This is a genomic window from Gordonia sp. PvP123 (assembly GCF_040547295.1).
Classification (GTDB): Bacteria; Actinomycetota; Actinomycetes; order Mycobacteriales; family Mycobacteriaceae; genus Gordonia; species Gordonia terrae.
Window position 1 is genome coordinate 435,600 of record NZ_JBEPPN010000001.1, and the last position, 21,660, is coordinate 457,259.

19 protein-coding genes are annotated in these 21,660 nt (G+C 69.1%); 8 read left to right on the plus strand and 11 right to left on the minus strand.

Features of this window, described 5'->3' with window-relative positions; all coding sequences use genetic code 11:
* Positions 1 to 93: 93 nt before the first annotated feature.
* Positions 94 to 2,358 carry a protein kinase domain-containing protein gene (locus tag ABIC25_RS01990; RefSeq protein ID WP_354559708.1) on the plus strand — a complete coding sequence of 755 codons (2,265 nt, stop codon included), beginning with the start codon at positions 94 to 96 and terminating at the stop codon, positions 2,356 to 2,358.
* Between the two features lie 77 nt (positions 2,359 to 2,435).
* Here the strand turns inward: ABIC25_RS01990 and map are convergent, their stop codons facing one another.
* Entirely contained in the window at positions 2,436 to 3,299 is an 864-nt protein-coding gene (gene map / locus ABIC25_RS01995) for a type I methionyl aminopeptidase (RefSeq protein ID WP_033203484.1), read from the minus strand.
* Positions 3,300 to 3,421: 122 nt separating this feature from the next.
* Between map and ABIC25_RS02000 the strand changes: the two genes are divergently transcribed.
* Genes ABIC25_RS02000 through ABIC25_RS02010 form a run of 3 tightly spaced genes read left to right on the plus strand, consistent with a single transcriptional unit; the run spans position 3,422 to position 6,413 of the window.
* Positions 3,422 to 4,444, plus strand: a complete 1,023-nt coding sequence (locus ABIC25_RS02000) for a heme/hemin ABC transporter substrate-binding protein (RefSeq protein ID WP_354559710.1) — start codon at positions 3,422 to 3,424, stop codon at positions 4,442 to 4,444.
* Positions 4,441 to 5,577 carry a FecCD family ABC transporter permease gene (locus tag ABIC25_RS02005; protein ID WP_064571080.1) on the plus strand — a complete coding sequence of 379 codons (1,137 nt, stop codon included), beginning with the start codon at positions 4,441 to 4,443 and terminating at the stop codon, positions 5,575 to 5,577. Before ABIC25_RS02000 ends, ABIC25_RS02005 begins: the two co-directional genes overlap by 4 nt.
* Positions 5,571 to 6,413 carry a heme ABC transporter ATP-binding protein gene (locus tag ABIC25_RS02010; RefSeq protein ID WP_004572266.1) on the plus strand — a complete coding sequence of 281 codons (843 nt, stop codon included), beginning with the start codon at positions 5,571 to 5,573 and terminating at the stop codon, positions 6,411 to 6,413. The genes ABIC25_RS02005 and ABIC25_RS02010 overlap by 7 nt, the downstream gene beginning before the upstream one ends.
* On the opposite strand, the gene ABIC25_RS02015 is transcribed toward ABIC25_RS02010, so the two are convergent.
* The 5 genes from ABIC25_RS02015 to dxr all read right to left on the minus strand — a co-directional run bounded on the left by ABIC25_RS02015 (position 6,355) and on the right by dxr (position 12,868).
* A complete protein-coding gene (locus ABIC25_RS02015; RefSeq protein ID WP_354559712.1) occupies positions 6,355 to 8,196 on the minus strand; it encodes a penicillin-binding transpeptidase domain-containing protein in 1,842 nt (613 codons plus the stop codon). The two genes, ABIC25_RS02010 and ABIC25_RS02015, sit on opposite strands and share 59 nt — an antisense overlap.
* A gap of 57 nt (positions 8,197 to 8,253) precedes the next feature.
* Entirely contained in the window at positions 8,254 to 9,090 is an 837-nt protein-coding gene (locus ABIC25_RS02020) for a GNAT family N-acetyltransferase (protein ID WP_004572268.1), read from the minus strand.
* 33 nt (positions 9,091 to 9,123) lie between these two features.
* Positions 9,124 to 10,311 carry a flavodoxin-dependent (E)-4-hydroxy-3-methylbut-2-enyl-diphosphate synthase gene (gene ispG, locus ABIC25_RS02025; RefSeq protein WP_004572269.1) on the minus strand — a complete coding sequence of 396 codons (1,188 nt, stop codon included), beginning with the start codon at positions 10,309 to 10,311 and terminating at the stop codon, positions 9,124 to 9,126.
* Between the two features lie 85 nt (positions 10,312 to 10,396).
* Positions 10,397 to 11,623 (minus strand): M50 family metallopeptidase, encoded by a 1,227-nt coding sequence (locus ABIC25_RS02030; protein ID WP_101818690.1) that lies wholly within the window; start codon positions 11,621 to 11,623, stop codon positions 10,397 to 10,399.
* A 51-nt stretch (positions 11,624 to 11,674) separates the two neighbouring features.
* Complete coding sequence (gene dxr, locus ABIC25_RS02035) at positions 11,675 to 12,868, minus strand: 1-deoxy-D-xylulose-5-phosphate reductoisomerase (protein WP_033203492.1); 1,194 nt, start codon at positions 12,866 to 12,868, stop codon at positions 11,675 to 11,677.
* A gap of 125 nt (positions 12,869 to 12,993) precedes the next feature.
* Between dxr and ABIC25_RS02040 the strand changes: the two genes are divergently transcribed.
* Positions 12,994 to 13,296: a DUF2631 domain-containing protein gene (locus ABIC25_RS02040; protein ID WP_354559713.1), complete on the plus strand. Its 303-nt coding sequence runs from the start codon at positions 12,994 to 12,996 to the stop codon at positions 13,294 to 13,296.
* A gap of 77 nt (positions 13,297 to 13,373) precedes the next feature.
* Here the strand turns inward: ABIC25_RS02040 and rlmN are convergent, their stop codons facing one another.
* Positions 13,374 to 14,480 (minus strand): dual-specificity RNA methyltransferase RlmN, encoded by a 1,107-nt coding sequence (rlmN, locus tag ABIC25_RS02045; RefSeq protein ID WP_064571074.1) that lies wholly within the window; start codon positions 14,478 to 14,480, stop codon positions 13,374 to 13,376.
* 30 nt (positions 14,481 to 14,510) lie between these two features.
* Between rlmN and ABIC25_RS02050 the strand changes: the two genes are divergently transcribed.
* Positions 14,511 to 14,918: a LapA family protein gene (locus tag ABIC25_RS02050; protein ID WP_004572274.1), complete on the plus strand. Its 408-nt coding sequence runs from the start codon at positions 14,511 to 14,513 to the stop codon at positions 14,916 to 14,918.
* A gap of 7 nt (positions 14,919 to 14,925) precedes the next feature.
* On the opposite strand, the gene ABIC25_RS02055 is transcribed toward ABIC25_RS02050, so the two are convergent.
* The 4 genes from ABIC25_RS02055 to ABIC25_RS02070 form a co-directional block, all read right to left on the minus strand.
* Positions 14,926 to 15,777, minus strand: a complete 852-nt coding sequence (locus ABIC25_RS02055) for a phosphatidate cytidylyltransferase (RefSeq protein ID WP_004572275.1) — start codon at positions 15,775 to 15,777, stop codon at positions 14,926 to 14,928.
* Complete coding sequence (frr, locus tag ABIC25_RS02060) at positions 15,774 to 16,331, minus strand: ribosome recycling factor (RefSeq protein WP_004572276.1); 558 nt, start codon at positions 16,329 to 16,331, stop codon at positions 15,774 to 15,776. The genes ABIC25_RS02055 and frr overlap by 4 nt, the downstream gene beginning before the upstream one ends.
* A gap of 57 nt (positions 16,332 to 16,388) precedes the next feature.
* Positions 16,389 to 17,123 carry a UMP kinase gene (gene pyrH / locus ABIC25_RS02065; protein WP_004572277.1) on the minus strand — a complete coding sequence of 245 codons (735 nt, stop codon included), beginning with the start codon at positions 17,121 to 17,123 and terminating at the stop codon, positions 16,389 to 16,391.
* 101 nt (positions 17,124 to 17,224) lie between these two features.
* On the minus strand, positions 17,225 to 18,256 hold the full coding sequence (locus ABIC25_RS02070; protein WP_004572278.1) for an alpha/beta hydrolase: 1,032 nt from the start codon (positions 18,254 to 18,256) through the stop codon (positions 17,225 to 17,227).
* 300 nt (positions 18,257 to 18,556) lie between these two features.
* Between ABIC25_RS02070 and ABIC25_RS02075 the strand changes: the two genes are divergently transcribed.
* Both ABIC25_RS02075 and ABIC25_RS02080 read left to right on the plus strand, forming a co-directional pair.
* Positions 18,557 to 19,978: a condensation domain-containing protein gene (locus ABIC25_RS02075; RefSeq protein WP_354559715.1), complete on the plus strand. Its 1,422-nt coding sequence runs from the start codon at positions 18,557 to 18,559 to the stop codon at positions 19,976 to 19,978.
* A gap of 95 nt (positions 19,979 to 20,073) precedes the next feature.
* Entirely contained in the window at positions 20,074 to 21,660 is a 1,587-nt protein-coding gene (locus ABIC25_RS02080; RefSeq protein WP_248645580.1) for an MFS transporter, read from the plus strand.

A 21,660-nucleotide genomic window follows, 5' to 3' on the forward strand; every position in this document is an offset into this window, starting at 1 on the left:
CCTCGCGAACCGGCAGCGCTGGATACAGTGACCCCAACGAACAGGTGGACAGCCTGTCGTCGAGCAACGGGGGGGTCGTCGGACGTGGAGGTCGTGAAGCCCGGATCCGTGTTCGCCGGGTATCGCGTTCTCTCGCTGCTCGGACACGGCGGCATGGGACAGGTCTGGCTCGTCGAACATCCGACGCTGGGCCGGCGCGAGGCGCTCAAGATCATCTCACCGAATCCCGCCGACCCCAGTTTCGCCGAGCGGTTCCGCAACGAAGCCCGCACCGCGGCCGCACTCGATCATCCCGGCATCGTGACCGTCTACACGCATGGCGTGGAGAACGGGAGCCCGTGGTTCTCGATGACCTATCTCGAGGGCGATGACCTCACCGCCGCACCGGTCCTGCCCATCGAGGACGTGGTGACGATCGCCGGCAAGGTCGCCGACGCCCTCGATTACGCCCACACACAACGCGTCATCCACCGCGACATCAAGCCCGCGAACATCGTGATCGCGCGCGGGCCCGATGGCCGGATCACGCGCGTCACCGTGCTCGACTTCGGCATCGCGCGGCTGATGGACGGCGCGAAGATGACCGCGACCAATCTGTTCGTCGGCACTCTCGCCTATGCCGCGCCCGAGATCCTCACCGGCGACGCGGCGATCCCGGCGTCGGACCAGTACGCGCTCGCCTGCACCATGTTCCAACTGCTCACCGGAACCCAGCCCTTCCCCGGACAGACCCCCATGGCGTTGATCGCCGGCCACGTCAACTCACCCGCGCCGCGGATCTCCGAGCGTCGGTCCGATCTCGGCCATCTCGACCCGGTGTTCGCACGTGCCCTCGCCAAGAACCCGGCCGACCGGTTCTCGTCGTGCTCGGAGTTCGCGGCGACGCTGGCGCGGGCTGTCGAGACCGCTCCGACGAGTCCGCACGCCAGGCGGCCGGAACCGTCTCCGATGATGCCCGAGGGATGGATCGCGACCACCCCGGCTCCCACACCGTCGTTCCCGCACCACCAGTCGCCGGGTCAGCACCAGCCCACCCAGCAGGCACCCGCCCACAACCCGCCACCACCCGGTGGCGGCCGGTACACCCCGTTCCCGGCGTACGGTCCGGCCGGGCCACCCCCCGGCCCCCCTCCCGGGTACCCGACCGGCCCCGGCGGACCCCAGGGGCACGGCCCGGGACCCCGGGGATCGGGCTCACGCACCGCATGGATCATCGCCGCGGTTCTCGGCGTCCTCGTCCTCGTCGTCGGCGTCGTCGGAGCCGCCATCGCGCTCAGCGGATCGGAGTCGGAACCCGGGACGACGGTCGCCGGATCGTCGACGACCGGGCCCAGCACCTCGGGCGGATCATCCTCGGGCGGCGGCACTTTCGAGTCCATCGCCTCCAGCGGCGACAGTACGTGCGCGGTGCGCGAGAGTCGGCTGTACTGCTGGGGCGGCAACGAGCGCGGCACTCTCGGCGACGGAACCACGACCGACCGGCCGCGGCCCGTCGCGATCACCGGCATCTCCGACGTGTCGGCGGTCAGCATGGGCGGCCTCGGCACGACGTGCGCGATCAGTTCGGGCGACCTGTACTGCTGGGGATACGGGGTCGGCCAACCGGGGCAGAACGTACCGCTCCCCACGAAGGTGGCCGGTCTGTCCCGGGTGACAGCGGTGTCGGTCGGCTTGACCATCTGCGCGATCAGCGACGGCGGCGCCTACTGCTGGCGCAACAACGCGAGCGGACAGGTCGGCAACGGCAGCACCGGGTCGGTGGAAGAGCCCACCCGTGTCGCCGGCCTGTCGAACGTCACCGCCGTCTCCACCTCGCACACCACGAGTTGCGCGATCGCCGGCGGCTCCGCGTACTGCTGGGGGAACAACCGGGAGGGCCAGATCGGCGACGGCACCACCATCGACCGACTGACCCCGACCCGCGTTCTCGGACTCGACACGCCCACGTCGATCAGTACGAGCCTGTACTCGACGTGCGCGGTGGCCGGCTCCGGTGGCGTGTTCTGCTGGGGACAGAACACCAGCGGTCAGCTCGGCGACGGAACCGAGCAGAACCGGCGCACGCCCACCCGGATCGACGTCCGGGGTGCCACCGAGGTGTCGACCGCGGCCTACGGCGGCTGCGCCGCGGCAGGCAGCTCCGCCTACTGCTGGGGTTCGCGCAGCGACCAGCCAGACAAGAGCCCCGACCGGGTCAACGGACTGTCCGGGGTCACCGAGGTCACCACCGGTTCGGCGAACGTGTGCGCCGTCGCCGACGACGAGATGTACTGCTGGGGCCTCAATGGGAAGGGGCAGCTCGGCAACGGGACCACCACGACGAGCAGCGAACCGCAACCCGTCCGGTTCCCCGCCTGACCCTCAGTCGTCGGGCCCGAACTCGGTTGTCCGGCCCGATTCAGTTGTTTTGGCCTGTATCAGTTGTCTGGCCCGTATCAGTTGTCTGGCACGGTGAGGATCTCGGCGCCGTCGTCGGTGACGACGAGCGTGTGCTCGAACTGGGCAGTCCACCGGCGGTCGGCGGTCACCACGGTCCAGCCGTCGTCCCACATCTCCCACGGCAGCGCGCCGAGGTTGATCATCGGCTCGATCGTGAACACCATCCCGGGTTCGAGGACCGTGTCGACATTCGGTTCGTCGTAGTGCAGCACGATCAGCCCGTTGTGAAAGGTCTCACCGATGCCGTGGCCGGTGAAATCGCGCACGACCGTGTAGCCGAAGCGGTTCGCGTAGGACTCGATGACACGACCGACGACATTCAGTTCGCGGCCCGGCTTGACGGCCTTGATGGCCCGCTCGGTGGCGATCCGGGTCCGGTCGACGAGGTCGACAGCCTCCTGATCGACGTCACCGGCGAGGAACGTCGCGTTGGTGTCGCCGTGCACGCCGTGGATGTAGGCGGTGACGTCGATGTTGACGATGTCCCCGTCCTCGATCACCGTCGAATCCGGGATGCCGTGGCAGATCACCTCGTTGAGCGACGTGCAGCACGACTTCGGAAAGTCCTTGTAGCCCAGCGTCGATGGGTATGCGCCGTGGTCGATCATGTACTCGTGCGCGATCGCGTCGAGCTCGTCGGTGGTCACACCCGGGGCGACGGCCCGGCCCGCCTCGGCGAGTGCGTTGGCCGCGATCTTGCTCGCGATGCGCATCTTCTCGATGGTCTCGGCGGTCTGCACCCAGGGCTCGTGGCCCTCGTTGACCGTGGGCTTCCACACGTACTCGGGACGTTCGATGGAGTCGGGCACGGACCGGACGGGCGACACGATCCCAGGCGTGAGGGCACTACGAACTGGCATGCGGTCCAGACTATCCCTGCCCGCCGCGGCGAGGCCCGTGGGCGGACTCCGGACCGAACGCCACTAAGCTCGCCGGGAGGAGCCGATGGGAGGCCATCGGGGTCGACGGTGGAGGTGAGGCAGTGCGGACCAGGGGGTGGCGGGCGGCGCTCGTGATGGTGCTGGCCGTACTGAGCCTGTCGGCATGCTTCGTGACCCCGATCGAGCAGGACCGGCACTCGCCGGGTGCGCATCTGCGCACCGGCCCGCAGACCGCGACGCTCGCGGAGTCCGATGTCACTCCCGTCGTCGAGAACCCTGCTCCCCGGCTGCCCGCGACCGTCGACTCACTGCGGTACGGCGACGTGACCGTCGACGACGCCGACCGGATCATCGCCGTCGACATCAACGGAACCCTCGGCAACATCGTGTACGCCCTCGGACTCGGGTCTCGCGTGGTGGGGCGTGACACGTCCACCGCCTTCCCCTCGGCGAGGTCGCTCCCGGTCGTCACCAACCGCGGGCACAGTCTCAACGCCGAATCGGTTCTCGCACTCGACCCGAGCGTCCTGCTGGTCAGCGAGTCCACCGTGCCGACCGCCGCAGTCGACCAGATCCGCGACTCCGGGGTCGCGGTCGTCGTGTTCCCGGCCGCCCGCAACCTGGAGTCGAATGACACCCTGATCCGCTCGGTGGCGGCCGCTGTCGGCGTCGCCGACGCCGGCGAGAAGCTCGTCGCGCGGACCGACGCCCAGATCGAGCAGGCGCGCGCACTGGTACCGAACCCGTCCGGGGACCCCACGATGGCGTTCCTCTACATCCGCGGACGCAACCTGCTGCTGCTGGCCGGGCCCGGATCGGGCGCCGACGACCTGATCGAGGCGCTCGGTGGCCGGGATGCCGGCGCGGCAGCCGATCTCACCGGCGCGTTCACCGCGATCAGCGCCGAGGCCATGATCACCGCCGACCCGGACGTGATCCTCGTGATGACCCAGGGCGCCGCCACCGTCGGCGGGCCCGAGGGAGTGCTGACCCTGCCGGGTGTGGCCGACACCGAGGCCGGCCGCAACGGACGGGTCGTGCAGATGGACGAGAGTCAGATCCTGGCGTTCGGACCCGAGGTCGGACTGGTGCTCGGCGCCCTCGCGAAGTCGATCTACGCATGACCGACCCCGCGCGGACCACGACGGAGCCGACGACCGAGCCGACGACCTCGTCGGCCGTCGCCACTCCCCCGGGCGGCACACCGCACCGGGTCCGCGACCTCACGGTGGTGGCGGTGATGCTGGCCGCCACCGTCGTTCTCGTCATCGTGTCGGCCGGTACCGGCAAGGTGTCGGTGCCGCCACTCGAGGTCCTCGGCAGCATCGCCCACCACTTCCACCTCGACCTGGGACCACTCCCGTCACACCCGAACGGCGAGGGCGCACTCTGGAATGTGCGATTCCCCCGCATCGTGCTCGGTCTGTTCGTCGGTGCCGCACTCGGCGCCGCGGGCTGCCTCCTCCAGGGGGTGCTGGCGAATCCGTTGGCCGAACCGGGCATCATCGGCGTCTCCTCAGGCGCCGCGGTCGGCGCCTGTCTGATGATCGTGCTGGCCGGCGGCACCGCCGGAGTCGGTGGCGCCGCGGGCAATTGGGCTCTCGCCGGGGCCGCTTTCGTGTTCGGCCTCATCACGGCCGCGGCGGTGTACCTGCTGTCGCTCCGAGACGGTTCGTCGTCGGCGATCATGCTGGTCCTCACGGGTATCGCGGTCAACGCGTTCGCCGCGGGGATCATCGCGTTCCTCACCTTCGTCGCCACCACCGCGGCTCGCGAGCAGATCATCTTCTGGCAGCTCGGCTCGCTCGCCGGCCGCACCTGGAGCGAGATCTGGGTCGTGGCACCACTGGTGATCGGCGGTGTCGCCGCCTGTCTGTTCCTCGTGCACAAGCTCGACCTGCTGGCCCTCGGTGACATCCAGGCCGCCTCCCTCGGCGTGAACGTGGAGGCCGTCCGCCGACAGGCGATCGTCCTGACCGCGGTGCTGACCGCCGCCGCAGTGGCCTTCGCCGGGATCATCGCGTTCGTCGGCCTGGTGGTGCCGCACGTGATGCGTCTCATCGTCGGGCCGCGCCACGCGATCCTGCTGCCGACCAGCGTCATCGGCGGAGCACTGGTCATCACCGGCGCCGACCTGGCCGCCCGGACGATGCTGGGTGACGCCGACCTCCCGCTGGGGATGTTCACGTCCCTCATCGGCGGTCCGGTCTTCTTCATCCTGCTGCGTCGAAGCCGTCATGCGGGTGCCGGATGGTGACCGCCGACAAGCCGGCGACCACGGTCCTCGGTATCCACGCCCGGGACGTCTCGGTCGTCCTGGGCGGGCGCGAGGTGGTCCGCGGGGTCTCCCTCGACGTCGGTCCGGGCGAACTCGTCGCGCTGGTCGGCCCCAACGGGTGCGGCAAGTCGACGCTGCTGTCGGCACTGTCGGGCACCCGCGCACCACAGCGGGGACACATCGAGGTCGACGGTCGGGACGTCACCTCGACCTCGATGCGCGAACTCGCCCGACACCGCTCGCTGGTCACGCAGCTGAACCGCGTGGACACGCCCTTCACCGTGGCCCAGGTCGTCGCGATGGGCCGGTACCCGTGGCTGCGGACACCGCGCGCCGCGAACTCCCCCGCCGTCATCGCCGACGCGATGGCTCTGTGCGAACTCGGCGCCATCGCCGACCGCCCGTTCGGGCAGCTCTCCGGCGGCCAGCAGGCACGCGTATCCCTGGCACGCGCACTCGCCCAGGACACCCCGGTGATGATGCTCGACGAGCCGACCGCCGCCCTCGACATCCACCACCAGGAGCAGGTCCTCGACATCTTGCGGGTTCACCGCGACGCGGGGAACGCGGTGCTGCTCGTGGTCCACGACCTGACCCTCGCGGCCGCCTACGCGGACCGGGTGGCAGTGATGAAGGACGGCCGGTTGCTGGCGATCGGACCGACGTCGGAGGTGATGACCGTCGATCTACTGAGTCGCACCTACGATCACCCCGTCGAGGTGATCGAACACGCCGGTCGACGCGTGGTCCTGCCGGTCAGGACGCCGAGCGAATCGCGTACCCCGGTCCGAGACCACCGAAGAAATCCCGGGTGACGGCCACCGCGTTGTTCGAGTCACCACCACCGACGACGAGGGTCGCGAAGGCGATGTCACCGCGGTACCCGGCGAACCAGGCATGCGAACCGCCGGCGAACTCCGCCTCACCGGTCTTGCCGAAGACCGCTCCCTGACCGTCGATCACCGACGCGGTTCCGCTCGTGATGACCGCACGCATCATCGGACGCAGCTGGTCGTAGACCTCGGGCGCCATGGTGGGCCTCGGGCCCTCGACCTTGGTGGGCTTGTCCAGGATGAGTTGGGGCACCGGCGCCTTCGTGCCGTTGGCGACTGTTGCCGCCACCAGCGCGAGGCCCAGCGGGGACACGAGCACCTTGCCCTGCCCGAAGCCGTCCTCGCTGCGGGCGACGAGCTCGTTCTCGATCGGTACCGAGCCGGACACCGCGTCGAGGCCGGCGATCTCGTACTGCTGTCCGATGCCCATCGCGGCCGCGGCATGCGCAAGGTCCGACGGCCCCATCTCACTGGCGAGCTTGGCGAACGTGGTGTTGCAGGACTGCGCGAACGCCCGGAGCATCGACACGGTCCCCAACGAGAAGCCGTCGTAGTTCGGGATCAGTCGTGGGCCGATCTGGATCGCGCCCGGACATCCGACGGGGGTGTCGGGGGTGGCCATCCGGTGGCTGATGGCAGCCGCGGCGGTCACCATCTTGAACGTCGAACCGGGCGGGTACAGACCGGTCGTGGCGATCGGGCCCTGTCGGTCGGCGGCGGGGTTCTGCGCGACCGCGAGTATGCGTCCGGTGGACGGTTGCACGGCCACCAGCGCGATCTGGAAACGATTGGTGGCGTTGACCGCTCGCTGGGCCGCGTTCTGCACCGTCCGCGACAGGCTCAGCGAGACCGCGGGCGCCGGATCCGGGTCGTGGTCGGCGAGCACGTCGGCGTCGAGCCCGTTGGGATTGACCGTCACCACGCGCCAGCCCGCCCGACCCGACACCTCGGAGTCGACGACCTTCTTGACCTCGGTGAGCAGGGCGGGCGCGAATTGCGGGTCCTCGGGGACCAGTTCGGCCTGTTCGTTCGTCACCACACCGGGGATCGCCAGCTGATCGCGCAGGCGGTCGAACTGCTCATGCGAAAGCCGGGCGAGCGGGTACTGCTGCCGGTTCGCGGTGACCTGTTCGGTGATCGTCTGTTCGTCGAGCGACGGACTGAACCGACGCAGCACCGCCACCGCAGCGGTCACCGACTCCGCGATCGGCGCGCCCTGTTCGGCGGCGGCGGACGCATCGAAGTTGATGCCGACGACGCTGCCGTTGACCATCACCTCCGAGCCGTCGGCCTCGTTGACCGTGGCGCGCGGCGCCTCGACGACCTGGAGCGAGAGTCGTTGATCCGCACCGAGTTTCGGGTGGATGTTCGTCGACGCCCAGCGCACCGCCCACCCGGTGTCGGACCGGCCCATCCGCAGGGTGGCGTCGTAGGCCCAGTCGCGACCGCGCGGCAGCGCCCAGCGGTAGTCGACGTCGACCTCGGCGGTGTCGCCGGTGACGCGGACGCGGCCGGCCTGCGACTCGAGTGCCTCGGCACCCAGACCGGACCAGGCCGCGTCCATCGCGGACTCGGCGGCGGCGGGCGCGTCGGTCAACGCGGCCGCGGATCCGACCTCACGGTCGGCGTAGGCCTGGAGGAAACGTTCCGCGGCATGGCGCGGGCCGTCGTCCTCGGAGGCCGAACAGCCGACCGTCGCCACCGTCACGGCAGCACACAGCGCGACGATCACCGCCGGGGTCCATCGAGTTCGCATGTGCCACATCGACGTCGAGTCTAGGGTGGCGCGGTCGGATTACCGGGACGCCACGCGGTGGGGCGTTCAGTCGACGAGGACGGTGGCGAAGGTGCCGACCTCGGTGAACCCGATGCGGTCGTACACCGCGCGTGCGGTGACGTTGAAGCTGTTCACGTACAGACTCGGGATGCGACCGTGCGCGGCCACCGCCTCGGCGACCGCCGCGGTACCGCCCAGCCCGAGCCCCTCACCACGCCGGTCCGGGGCGACCCAGACACCCTGGATCTGGCCGACTCGACGGGACAGTGAGCCGATCTCGGCCTTGAACACCACGTCGGGGCCGTCGAACCGCGCGAACACCCGCTGCGCGGTGATGAGCGAGGCGAGACGCCGCCGGTACGACCGGCCGCCGTCCCCGGCCGTCGGATCGACGCCGACCTCCCCGATGAACATGTCGACGGCCGCGGGCATGTATGCGTCGAGGTCGTCGAGCGTGACCAGCCGCACGAGCGGGTCGACAGGTACCGCCGAGCAGGTCGTGAGTGCGAGCAGTGGCTGCACCGGTCTGACCTCGCGCGCCGGACCCCACACCGGCTCGATCTGATCCCACATCTGGAGCACGAGTTCGGCGCGGCCGACGATCGACGAACAGGCTCGCGGTCCGGCGATGGCGCGATCGGAGAAGTAGTCGAGGTCTCCGGGCGACCCGCTGAGCGGGATCAGGTTGGCCCCGGAGAAACACAGCGATGACGCCGGGTCGTGCGCCGTCCACAGTTCACCACCGAGCAGGCGCGGATTGATCCCGTGCGTCTCGAATCGGGCGGCGACCATGCACATCGCCACCGGGTCCGAGGTGAGGACGCGCTCGACGACAGCCGCATCACGAGCACCGAGCGGCTTGTCGCCCAGAAGCTTCAGCAACGCCGCTCCTCCCTCTCGAGCCTTGCGCCCGACCTACGAGACGGTCACCACGGGTGGGCCCACGTGAGTACTGTCTCCAGTTTCTCCTGATTCCTCGGCGATCCGCAGCGCTTCTTCGATCAAGGTCTCCACGATCTGCGCCTCGGGGACGGTCTTGATGACCTCGCCCTTGACGAAGATCTGCCCCTTGCCGTTGCCGGACGCCACCCCGAGGTCGGCTTCCCGGGCCTCACCGGGACCGTTGACCACGCAGCCCATCACGGCGACGCGCAGCGGGACCTCCATGCCCTCGAGTCCCGCGGTGACCTCGTCGGCGAGTTTGTAGACGTCGACCTGGGCGCGGCCGCACGACGGGCACGAGACGATCTCGAGCTTGCGCGGGCGGAGGTTCAGCGACTGCAGGATCTGGTCGCCGACCTTGATCTCCTCGGCGGGCGGCGCCGAGAGCGAGACCCGGATGGTGTCGCCGATGCCCTCGCTCAGCAGCGCGCCGAAGGCGACCGCGGACTTGATGGTGCCCTGGAATGCCGGGCCGGCCTCGGTGACGCCGAGATGCAGCGGGTAGTCGCTGGCGGCGGCGAGCTGCCGGTAGGCCTCGACCATGATCACCGGGTCGTTGTGCTTCACCGAGATCTTGATGTCGCCGAAGCCGTGTTCCTCGAACAGGCTCGCCTCCCACAGAGCCGACTCGACCAGCGCCTCGGGCGTCGCCTTGCCGTACTTCTGCAGGATGCGCTTGTCGAGGGAGCCGGCGTTCACGCCGATGCGGATCGGGATACCCGCATCACCGGCTGCCTTGGCGACCTCTTTGACGCGTCCGTCGAACTCCTTGATGTTGCCGGGGTTGACGCGCACGGCGGCGCAGCCGGCGTCGATCGCGGAGAAGATGTACTTCGGCTGGAAATGGATGTCGGCGATCACCGGGATCTTGGACTTCTTGGCGATGATCGGCAGCGCCTCGGCGTCCTCCGGACGCGGGCACGCGACCCGCACGATGTCGCAGCCGGAGGCGGTCAACTCGGCGATCTGCTGCAGGGTCGCGTTGATGTCGTGGGTCTTGGTGGTCGTCATCGACTGCACCGAGATCGGGTGATCGCTGCCGACCCCGACCGAGCCGACGAACAGCTGGCGGGTCTTGCGGCGCGGAGCGAGCACCGGCGGCGGCCCGGCGGGCATGCCGAGTCCGATCGGCACGGCGTTCGCGGAAGTCGGGGCGTTCATCTCGTTCACCTCTGGGGAATCGGAGTGTCGGTGTGTTCGGGCTGGGTCACAAGGTGTTCGTCGTGCGGGCTCACCCCGGATGTGTTCACCACGGGTTGATCGGGTTGACGATGTCGGCGGTCAGCGTGAGGACCATGAAGCCCGCCATCACCACCACCGCCGCGTAGGTGATCGGGAGCAGCTTGTAGTAGTCGACGGCTCCGCCGGGCGCGCGGCCGAACCAGCGGCGGATCGTGTCGCGGCCCTTCTCGTAGCCGACGATGGCCATGTGCCCGCCGTCGAGCGGGAGCAGCGGCACGAGGTTGAACAGGCCCAGGAAGAAGTTGATGCTGATCAGCAGCATCCAGAACATGTCCCAGAGACCACGCTCGACGGCCTGCCCGCCGAGCACCGACGCGCCGTACACGCTGACCGGGGTGTCGAGCGCGCGCTCCCCGCCGGTGACCGCCGTCCACAGGTCACCGATCTTCGACGGCAGCGACAGCAGCGCGTTCCAGGTCTCGACGATCAGGTCGCCGGTGAAGGCGAACGCGCCGGGCACGATGTCGGTCACGCCGTACTGGATGATCCCGGGCGGGACGTCGTAGGCGATGCCGACCATGTTGTAGGTCTGGGTCTCGCTGGTGCCGTCGGCACGCGTCGCCGTGACCGTGACCGGCTCGGGGGTCATCGTCAGGTCGAGTCGCCGACCGTCGCGGTCGACGGTCAGGGCGACCGGGCCGGTGGACTCGCGGATCACCGGGGTCAGGTCCGAGGCCTGGCCGACCGGCCGGCCGTCGATCGCCACGATGTCGTCACCGGGGAGCAGTCCGGCGGCGCCCGCGGGACCGGTGCCGGTGCAGGGCGAGTTGGTCTGTTCGTTTCCGGCGATGGTGATGGTCGACGACACGCACTGTGTCTCCGCGACCCGCGCGGGCACCGGCGGCGGACTGAGGTCGGGCAGCCCGAAGCTCAATCCGACGATGATGATGAGGACGAAACCGAGGATGAAGTTCTGGGCCGGACCGGCGAACAGCACGACGAGGCGCTTCCACGCCTTCTGCTTGTACATCGCCCGGTCTTTCTCGTCCCAGGCGAGCTCCTCGTGCGGGGTCATCCCCGCGATGTCGCAGAAACCGCCCAGCGGCAGCGCCTTGATCCCGTACTCGGTCTCGCCGCGGCGGGTGGACCAGATCGTGGGACCGAAGCCGACGAAGTAGCGTCGGACCTTCATGCCCGTCGCCTGGGCGGCCCACATGTGACCACACTCATGCCAGGCGACCGACAGCAACAGCGCCACGGCGAACAGCGTGACGCCGATCGCGAAACTCACGTACCTACTCCATCCGGATCACGGGACGCACCCGCTCACGAGGGCCGCCGATCAGCGGGATGCCGCCGCGACCAGCTGCGCGGCGCGATCCCGGGCCCACCGATCGGCGGCGAAGACCTCTTCCACAGTACCTGGCGTCCGGCGCCACTGATCGGCCTCGCCGAGCACCTCCTCGATCACCTCGACGATGCGCGGGAACCGGATCGCACCTGCGAAGAACCCGGCCGCGGCGGCCTCGTTGGCCGCGTTGTAGACCGCCGTCAGGCTGCCCCCCGCACTGCCGGCGCGCCGCGCCAGATCGATCGCGGGGAACACCGCGTCGTCGACCGGCTCGAAGGTCCACGACGACGCGGTCGAGAAGTCGCACGCCGCCGACGAACCGGGCACCCGGTCCGGCCAGCCCAGCGCCAGCGCGATGGGCAGCTTCATCGACGGCGGCGAGGCCTTCGCCACCGTCGCGCCGTCGACGAAGGTCACCATCGAGTGGACGATGGACTGCGGATGGACGGTGACGTCGATGCGGTCGTAGTCGACGTCGAACAGCAGGTGCGCCTCGATGACCTCGAGAGCCTTGTTGACCAGGGTCGCCGAGTTGAGGGTGATCATCGGACCCATCGACCAGGTGGGGTGTCGGCCGGCCTGCTCGGGGGTGACGTCCTCGAGCTGTGCGCGGGACCACCCGCGGAACGGGCCGCCCGACGCGGTGAGGACCAGCCGGTCGACCTCGGCGGCCGTCCCGGCGCGCAGGCACTGGGCGATGGCGGAGTGTTCGGAATCGACCGGCACGATCTGCCCGGGCGCCGCGGCGTCGAGGACGAGGGCGCCGCCGGCGACGAGCGACTCCTTGTTCGCCAGCGCGAGCCGGGCACCCGAGCGGAGCGCGGCGAGACTGGGTGCGAGCCCGATCGAGCCGACGACCGCGTTGAGGATCACATCCACACCGGTGTCCGCGACAACCGCGTCGATGAGGTCACACATGGCGTCGGGTCCGCCGAGGACCCGGCCGCCGAGACGGTCCGCGAGCTCCTGCGCCCGCGCGGTGTCCGCGACGGCGATCCGCGCGGCCGGAACGCCGAACGCGGCGGCCTGGTCGGCGAGGAGATCGGGGTTCGACCCGCCGGCACCGAGACCGGCGACCTCGAAGAGGTCGGGATGCTCGGCGATCACCTCGAGCGCCTGGACGCCGATGGAACCGGTGGAACCGAGGATCAGCACACGTGTGGGCACGCACCCATTCTGGACCATCGGGTCGCGCGGCCCACCGTGGCCGGCGACACCGGACCGACCCGCGGGCGGGGCGTGCCGCTATGCTGCTCGGAGAACTACTACCGATCGTCAGACATCTGACGTCCGCGCTGTGAGGAGTGGCTGTGGCAAGCACCGATGTGGAGCACACTGTGGGGCACGGCGATGGGGGGCATGGCGAAGTCGAGGTCATCGACACCGGCTGGCGCCGCGAGCCCGCCGATGCCCCGTCCGCCCGGTTCGGCTGGCACGGCGCGGCGACCAAGACCTTCTACGGTGCGGCCATCTTCTTCGCGCTGTTCCTGCTCGCGATGATCATCGGCAACCACACCGGCCACATCGAGGACCTCTACCTCATCGTTTTCGCCGTGGGCACGCTGTTCTTCGCGGTCCGCGGCTGGTGGATGAACCGCGGAAAGTGGTCCTGACCGGCCACCTCGCCAGACCCAGAGAAAACGCCGAGCGGTGATCCGCTCGGCGTTTCTCGTGTCTGCCTCGTCGAGACTCAGCGCTCTTCGGCCGCGAGCTGGCCACATGCGGCGGCGATCTCCTGACCGCGCGTATCGCGGACGGTGCAGGAGACTCCCTGCTCGCGGACCCGCCGGACAAATTCGCGCTCGACCGGTTTGGGACTGGCGTCCCATTCCGAGCCCGGGGTCGGATTCAGCGGGATGAGATTCACGTGCACCAACGATCCGAGCGCGCGGTGCAGCTTCTCCCCCAGCAGATCGGCGCGCCAGGGCTGGTCGTTGACGTCCCGGATGAGGGCGTACTCGATCGAGACGCGCCGTCCGGTGGTGTCGGCGTAGTATCGCGCAGCCTCGAGCACCTCGGCGACCGACCACCGGTTGTTGACCGGGACGAGGGTGTCGCGGAGTTCGTCGTCGGGCGTGTGGAGCGACACGGCGAGCGTGACCGCGAGCCCCTCGTCGGCGAGCCGACGGATCGACGGCGCGAGACCGACGGTCGAGACGGTCACCGAGCGCGCCGAGATGCCGAGTCCGTCCGGCGCGGGCGAGGTGATCTGCCGGACCGCGCTCACGACCCGCTTGTAGTTGGCCAGCGGCTCGCCCATGCCCATGAACACGACATTCGACAAGCGCCCTGGTTCGCCGAGCTCGCCGTCCCGCAGCGCGCGCGCCGCGGCCCGGACCTGGTCGACGATCTCCGCGGTCGACAGGTTGCGGTCGAGCCCGCCCTGCCCGGTCGCGCAGAACGGGCAGGCCATGCCGCACCCGGCCTGGCTCGAGATACACAGGGTGTTGCGTTCGGTGTAGCGCATGAGGACGCTCTCCAGGAGAGTGCCGTCGTGCAGGCGCCACAGCGTCTTGCGTGTCGAGTCGTCGTCGCACGAGATGTGCCGGACCGGGGTGAGCAGTTGCGGGAAGAGCTTGTCCCGCACCGCTTCGCGAGAGGTGGCCGGCAGGTCCGTCATCTCGTCGACGTTCCCGTTGAGACGCGCGTAGTACTGCCGGGCCAACTGGTCGGCCCGGAACTTCGGCAGCCCCAGCTCGGCCAGCGCCGCGACGCGACCGGCGGCGTCGAGGTCGGCGAAGTGTGTCGGCGGACGCCCGCGTCGGGGCGCGTCGAACACAAGTGGCAATGAGGTCATTTCGCCATTGTCGCATGTCATGATGAAGCGATGACGACACCCGAGGACCGACCGCACACGGGTTCGGTACCAGCGTGGGGCGAACAACCCGCCGGGTCGCCGGTCCCGGCGGCCGGCCACCCGCACACCCCCGAGCAGCACTCCCCCGAGCCCGACCCCCGCGATCGTCTCCGTCGCACGGTCGCCGACGTGGAGCACACACGCACCAGAGCCACCTGGTTCGGAGTGGTGATCGGTGCGATCATCCTCGTCCTGCTGCTGGTCTTCATCGTCCAGAACCTCGGCTCGCAGACCATCGAGCTGCTGTTCTGGGAGGTGAATCTGCCACTCGGGGTGAGCCTGCTCATCGCGGCGATCGCCGGCGCGCTGATCGTCGCACTGGTGGGTGGCCTGCGCATGTTGCAACTGCGGCGTGCGCTGAAGAAAGCCGCGAAGTAGCGCCCGGTCAGAGCAATCCGGTCAGCACGACCCACACCACGAACGCCGACGGCAGCAGGCTGTCGAGCCGGTCCATGATCCCGCCGTGCCCGGGCAGCAGCGTGCCCATGTCCTTGATCCCGAGGTCGCGCTTCACCTGCGACTCGACCAGGTCGCCGAGGGTCGCACAGACAACCAGGACCGGTCCGAGGATGATGCCGATCCACCAGTGGCTCCCGAGCAGATACACCACGCAGCCGACGGCACCGACCGTGCCGACGACCAGCGACCCCACCATGCCTTCCCAGGACTTCTTCGGGCTGATGGCCGGTGCCATCGGGTGTTTGCCGAACAGCACGCCCGCGGCGTAACCGCCGACATCGGAGCACACCACGACCACCATCAGCGTGGCGACCCGCGCGGCTCCGTCGTCCTGCACCACCAGATGTGCGCCGAAGGAGGCGAGCAGCGGCAGCCACGCGAGCACGAAGACGGTGACCGCGAGGTCGCGCAGGTAGTTGACCGGCGCATGGTTGATGCCCTGCCCGAGGAGCTTCCACACCATGGCCACCAGGACCGTCGCGACGAACGCGACGAGCGCGCCGGTCGGACCCCAGGGCCAGCTCGCCCAGATGATGGCCTGCCCGCCGATGAGCAGCGGCCAGAGCGCAACCTCGTAACCCCCGGTGCGGAGGCGTTTGACGACCTCCCAGGTGGCGATCGCGAAGGCAACCGCCACGAGGCCGTACCAGACCTTCGGTACGAAGATCAGTATCGCGATGATGCTGATGCCGAGTGTGCCGCCGACCGCGATGGCGGCCGGCAGGTCGCGCCCCGCGCGCGACTTCTTCTCACCGCCTCGTTGCGGAACCTCGTTCACACCTCGAGCAATTCGTCTTCTTTGTGCTTGACCAACTCGTCGATCTGATGCACGTAGGTCGCCGTGGTCTTGTCCAGTTCCTTCTCGGCGCGGGTGACCTCGTCCTCGCCGGCCTCGCCGTCCTTCTGGATGCGCTTGAGCTCGTCGGCGGCCTTGCGGCGCACGTTGCGGATCGCGACCTTCGCGTCCTCACCCTTGCCCTTGGCCTGCTTGACGAGGTCGCGGCGTCGCTCCTCGGTGAGCTGCGGGACGGCCACCCGGATGATCGTGCCGTCGTTGGTCGGATTCACCCCGAGGTCGGAGTTGCGGATCGCGGTCTCGATGTCGCGCAGCGTGGACGCCTCGTACGGCTTGATCACGACGAGGCGCGGTTCGGGCGTGTTGATGCTGGCGACCTGCGTGACGGGGGTCAACGAGCCGTAGTACTCGATGTTGACCTTGTTGAACATGGCCGGGTTGGCGCGCCCGGTCCGGATCGAACCCATGTCCTCCTTGGCGACGTTGACCGCCTTCTCCATCTTCTCCTCGGCGTCGAGCAACGCGTCGTCGATCATGTTCGTCCTTGTTCCGTTCGGTCGGGGTTCTCGTCGATCTCGGGGTGGGGCGCCGGGTCAGGTGCTGACCAGGGTGCCGATGCGATCGCCTGCGACCGCACGGGCGATATTGCCCTGTTGGAGCAAATTGAACACCAAGATCGGCATCTTGTTGTCCATACACAGGCTGAAGGCCGTCGCGTCGGCGACCTTGAGTTCCTTGTCGAGCACCTCGCGATGGGTGATCTCGGTGAAGAGGGTGGCATCGGGGTTGGTGCGCGGGTCGGCGTCGTACACACCGTCGACCGCCTTGGCCATCAGGACCACCTCGGCCTTGATCTCCAGCGCACGCTGGGCGGCGGTGGTGTCGGTGGAGAAGTACGGCATGCCCATGCCGGCGCCGAAGATGACCACGCGCCCCTTCTCCAGATGCCGCTGCGCGCGCAGCGGCAGATACGGCTCGGCGACCTGTCCCATCGTGATGGCTGTCTGCACGCGGGTCGAGACTCCCCGCTTCTCCAGGAAGTCCTGCAGTGCAAGGCAATTCATGACCGTGCCGAGCATGCCCATGTAGTCCGAGCGGCTCCGGTCGAGGCCTCGTTGCTGCAGCTCGGCGCCGCGGAAGAAGTTTCCGCCGCCGATCACGACAGCGACCTGGACACCGGAATTGACGACGTCGGCGATCTGGTCGGCGACGGTGCCCACGACGTCGGGATCGAGCCCGACCTCGCCGCCACCGAACATCTCGCCGCCCAACTTCAGCAAGACCCTACGGAATCCATCCCGCCGGATGGGGTCGGACGCTTCACTCATCGGCTTCCTCACTCGTCGGTTCGGTGAACTATCGTACGTCGTCACCGGAACCGACCCGCGACACGCGTCGTGCGCGCCTCGGGAAACCGCCTCGCGCGAGGTCAGCCGCGCAGCGCCGCCTCGAACTGCGGCCAGGCGCGATGCAGTTCGTCCTGCCAGTACGGCCACGCATGCGTGCCGCCCTCGTAGAGGTGGAACGTCGCAGGCACCCCGATGTCGCGCATCCGGCGCTGGAGATTCCGCGTGCACTGAGCCGTGGCGGTCTCGATCACCGCCCCGACCGCGATCTGGTCGAACAGCTTGGAGCCGTTGCCGTCGATGCCGGGGCCGTCGAGGGTGTCGTACCGTCCCGGCATCCCGGACCCGTTCGAGACATAGATCGACATCCCCCGGAACGCCTCGGCATGCAGATAGGGGTCGTTGGCACGCCAGGCGGGATCGTCGGGGGGTCCCCACATGTTCAGGGTGTTGGCGCCGCCACGCCCCTCGACGACCATCCGGACGACAGCCTGGCCGAGCGGATCGCTGGTCTGGGCGCAGCCGCTGAACGAGCCGATCGCCCGGTACACCGACGGCGCGTGCAAGGCCAACTGAAACACCGACGTGCCCGCCATCGAGATCCCGGCGATCGCGTTGCGCCCGGTGCCGCCGAATCGGTCGTCGATCGTCCCGGGCAGTTCCTCGGTGAGGAAGGTCGCCCATTTCTGCCTCCCCAACACGGGATCGGGGCGGTGCCAGTCGGTGAAGTAGCTCGCCGCACCGCCCATCGGGACGACGACGTTGACGTTCTCGTCGGCGAAGAAGGTCCGGATGTCGGTCCGGTCGAACCAACTGCTCCCACCTTCGCCGCCGGCCGCGCCGTTGAGGAGATAGAGCGTCGGCGCGGGCCGGTTCCCGCGGGCGGGCCACACCTTGACCGGGACCACCCGGCGCATCGCCGCCGACCGGACGGCGACGTCGATCTCACCACCGCGCTGAACCGTCTCGCCGACGATGCGAGCGGGCGCGGGTGTCGCGGCGGCGGGCACCGCCAGCCCGAGAGTCGCAGCGACCAGCGCGATCACGAGCACGGCCGGTCGCACCGGCGTGTGCCGGTGCCGTGGTCGGTCCTCGTTGACAGACCCGTCGTCCATACCCCTCGCCTTCATTCGGGTGCGACCGGCGTCACACGCGCAACCCCGGCAGTGTGCCCGACGCACCGCCCGATGTCCACATGGGTCAATCGTCCAGCACCGCAACGGCATTCGATGACACAGAGATACACGAACCGATACACCGTCTCATCGCATCGAGGTTGTCCCGTTTCCCCGACCGTCGAGGTTACCGTGCGGTAGGGTGCGTCCCGGTCGGCCGCTCCGTCCGGGAGACCTCGGACGCCTCTCGAGCGAGCGGTCGCCGGATCCACTTTCCCACAGGCGAATCGAGGAACACACATGATGAAGTTCGGCCTCATCGAGCAATGGGAGCCCCGTCCCGGTCACCTGACCAGCTGGGTCGCCTCCCTCGCTTCGGTGACGAATGCCGATCGGGCTCCTGTGCATCCCTCCCCGCCGTCCCACCAGCAGGAGGAGTACCTGCGGGTGGCGTGGCGCAACGAGTCCGCGGGGTTCCGCTTCGCGCGGCTCTGCCTGATGGCCTTCGACGTCTCGGCACCGCTCGACGTGTCCGCGATGACGAAGGCGGTCAACGAGTTCGTGAAGCGCCACGACAGTTTTCGGTCGTGGTTCTCGATGGAGGACGACGGTTCGGTCCTCCGCCATCTCGTGCCCCCGGAGGTCGTCGAACTGGTTCCGGTCGCACACGGCGACCGCGACGCGTCGCAACTGCGGACGCACGTGCAGGACGAGACCTCCGGGCCGTTCAACTGGGACTGTTTCACCTTCGGGGCCATCGAGTGGGAGGGCGGGTTCACCCTCTACGCCGCGGCCGACCATCTCAACACCGACGGGATCTCCCAGGCCATCACCTGCGTGGACCTGTTGACGCTCTATATGAACGAGGCCTTCGGCGGCGACGCCGAGCTACCCCCGGTCGGCAGCTACCTCGACTACTGCGTGCGCGAGCGCGCCGTGTCGCGCCGGCTGACCCGTCGATCATCGCACGTCCAACGCTGGATCGACCTGGTGCAGGCCAACGGTGGGCACCTGCCCGGCTTTCCGCTGCCGCTCGGCACCGGCGCGCAGACCTACACCCGCAGCGCAATCGTGAACTCGACCCTGTTCGACGAGCCCACGGCCGCGCGCTTCGAGCAGATCTGTCGCGATCTGGGCGCCAACATGATCGCCGGGATCATGACGGCGGCCGCCCTCGTGTATGCCGAGTTCACCGGTCGGACCGAGTATTTCGGGATGACCCCGAAGAGCACGAGATCGGGTGCCGCGGAACTGAAGTCGGTCGGCTGGTTCACGAGCCTGATCCCCGTTCCGCTCACCGTCGGCGACGACACCACGTTCCGCTCCCTCGCGCCGGCGGCCGCGCGCAGCTACGAATCCGGAAAAGAGCTGACCGACATCTCGTTTCACCGGGTGCTCGAACTCGTGGAACCCGGTGACGAGATCGCGGTCCGGTCCGGCTGGGCGGTACCGATGGTGTCCTACATCGACGTCCGCAAACTGCCCGGCGTCGAGATCTTCGAGGCCGGGAACGGGTGCCTCTTCGGCAATCGCGGGAGCAGCGAAGAGGTGTACATGTGGGTCAACCGGTTCTCCGGCCAGACCTCGATCACGTTGCTGTACCCCGACACCGAGATCGCGCACGACTCCGTGGCGCAGTACGTCGACCGATTCGTCGCGGTGATGTCGGCGGTCGCCGACCTCGGCGATTACCGACCATCGCTGCCGGCTCTCGCTCCGTGACCGCCGGTCCCGCGGCGGGCCGGGAGACCGCCGGCGCTCTGCGCGATCGTCCGGGCGCATGGGCGGCCCTCGCGGGATGCCTGCTCGGTGTGTTCATGCAGATGCTGGACACCACCATCGTCAACATCGCTCTGCCCGATCTCGCCCGGGATCTCGGCGCGTCGACCTCGCAGCAACTCCTGGTGCTGACCGTGTACACACTGTCGTTCGCCTGCACCCTGCTGACCGCGGCAACGCTCGGGGCGCGAGTCGGACGCCGCCGGATGTTCGTCGCCGGGATGGTGGCCTTCACGCTGACGTCGGTCCTGTGCGGGGCGGCGACCGGCCCTGGTGAGCTCATCGCCCTCCGCGGGATACAGGGCGTCAGTGCGGCACTCATGTCCGCACAGACCCTGGCGCTCATCGCGGCCCTGTTCGACAAGAGGCGTCACGGACTCGTCTTCGGCGTCTACGGGGCCGTCGCCGGTCTCGCCGCCATCCTCGGACCGGTGATCGGCGGCGTGCTCGTCGACGCCGACGTCCTCGGATGGGGCTGGCGCGCGATCTTTTTCGTCAACGTCCCGCTCGGCCTGCTCTCCTGTCTGCTCGCCCACCGCCGCCTACCCGACGCGCGCGAGCCGGCGCCGGGACGCGTGGACGTCCCGGGCGTGGTTCTGTCGGCGACGGCGCTGTTCCTGCTGCTGTACCCACTGGCCCTCGGACGCGAGATGGGGTGGCCCCCGATCCTGTGGATGATGATCGGGGCAGCCGGAGTCCTGTTGACGCTGTTCGCCCTTCACGAGGTGCGCGTCGACGCCCGCGGTGGCACTCCCCTGTTGCGACCACAGCTGTTCGCCTCGCGCCGGTTCGCGGTCGGACTTCTCCTGTCCCTCGTGTTCTTCAGCGTGTTCGCGGGATTCTTCTTCACCGTGTCGATCTCGGCCCAGTTCGGACTCGGCTACTCGGCGTTCCGAACCGGGTTACTGGCCCTGCCCTTCGCGATCGGCGCCGCCGTCGGCTCGCTCTGCTCGCCCCGGGTGGTTGCCCGGTTCACGGCTCCGTACACCCTGATGGCCGGATCTCTCGCCGTCGGAGCCGGATTCGTCTGGCTCGCGATGATCATCGAACCGGCAGCGGAGAGCTTGCCGATGCCCGGGATTCTCGGTCCCCTCGTACTCGGCGGCGTGGGCACGGGTCTGTTCATCGCACCACTGCAGGCGGTGATCCTCTCCGACACGACCGAGGCCACGGTGGGCACGGCAACCGGGACGATCCCCACGGTCCAGCAGATCGGCGCCTCGCTCGGCCTGGCGGTCGTCACCCTCTTCTTCTTCGGCCAGGTGGCCGGCCAGACAACCGAGACGGTTCCGGCGGTTCGAGCCGAACTCGTTGCCTCGCTGTCGGAGTCACCCGTTCAGCCGATGCTCCACGAGGCGGTCGCCGACCGTTTCGCCTCCTGCGCGAGCGAACAGCTGCGGTCCGCTCATCCGGAGCGACCGGCGCCCGCCTGCGCGGGCGGACCGACGTCGCCGGCGGTCGCCGCGGTCGCCGCGCAGGCCCGACCCTGGACCCAGGATGCGGCGCGGTCGGTGACCGCCCGGACGTTCCTGGCCGCGCTGCAGACGACCCTGGTGACACTGGGCCTCGTCGCCATCGCGATCGCGGCACTCACGACTGCTCTGCGGACACGACAGACCCCGTGA

Bases quoted from the DNA above. Each gene is read 5' to 3' on its own strand.
- map (WP_033203484.1), bottom strand. From the start codon at position 3,299: ATGCCAGTTCGTAGTGCCCTCACGCCTGGGATCGTGTCGCCCGTCCGG.
- ABIC25_RS02005 (WP_064571080.1), top strand. From the start codon at position 4,441: ATGACCGACCCCGCGCGGACCACGACGGAGCCGACGACCGAGCCGACG.
- ABIC25_RS02010 (WP_004572266.1), top strand. From the start codon at position 5,571: ATGGTGACCGCCGACAAGCCGGCGACCACGGTCCTCGGTATCCACGCC.
- ABIC25_RS02015 (WP_354559712.1), bottom strand. From the start codon at position 8,196: ATGTGGCACATGCGAACTCGATGGACCCCGGCGGTGATCGTCGCGCTG.
- ispG (WP_004572269.1), bottom strand. From the start codon at position 10,311: ATGAACGCCCCGACTTCCGCGAACGCCGTGCCGATCGGACTCGGCATG.
- dxr (WP_033203492.1), bottom strand. From the start codon at position 12,868: ATGGTCCAGAATGGGTGCGTGCCCACACGTGTGCTGATCCTCGGTTCC.
- rlmN (WP_064571074.1), bottom strand. From the start codon at position 14,480: ATGACCTCATTGCCACTTGTGTTCGACGCGCCCCGACGCGGGCGTCCG.
- ABIC25_RS02050 (WP_004572274.1), top strand. From the start codon at position 14,511: ATGACGACACCCGAGGACCGACCGCACACGGGTTCGGTACCAGCGTGG.
- frr (WP_004572276.1), bottom strand. From the start codon at position 16,331: ATGATCGACGACGCGTTGCTCGACGCCGAGGAGAAGATGGAGAAGGCG.
- pyrH (WP_004572277.1), bottom strand. From the start codon at position 17,123: ATGAGTGAAGCGTCCGACCCCATCCGGCGGGATGGATTCCGTAGGGTC.
- ABIC25_RS02070 (WP_004572278.1), bottom strand. From the start codon at position 18,256: ATGGACGACGGGTCTGTCAACGAGGACCGACCACGGCACCGGCACACG.
- ABIC25_RS02075 (WP_354559715.1), top strand. From the start codon at position 18,557: ATGATGAAGTTCGGCCTCATCGAGCAATGGGAGCCCCGTCCCGGTCAC.
- ABIC25_RS02080 (WP_248645580.1), top strand. From the start codon at position 20,074: ATGCAGATGCTGGACACCACCATCGTCAACATCGCTCTGCCCGATCTC.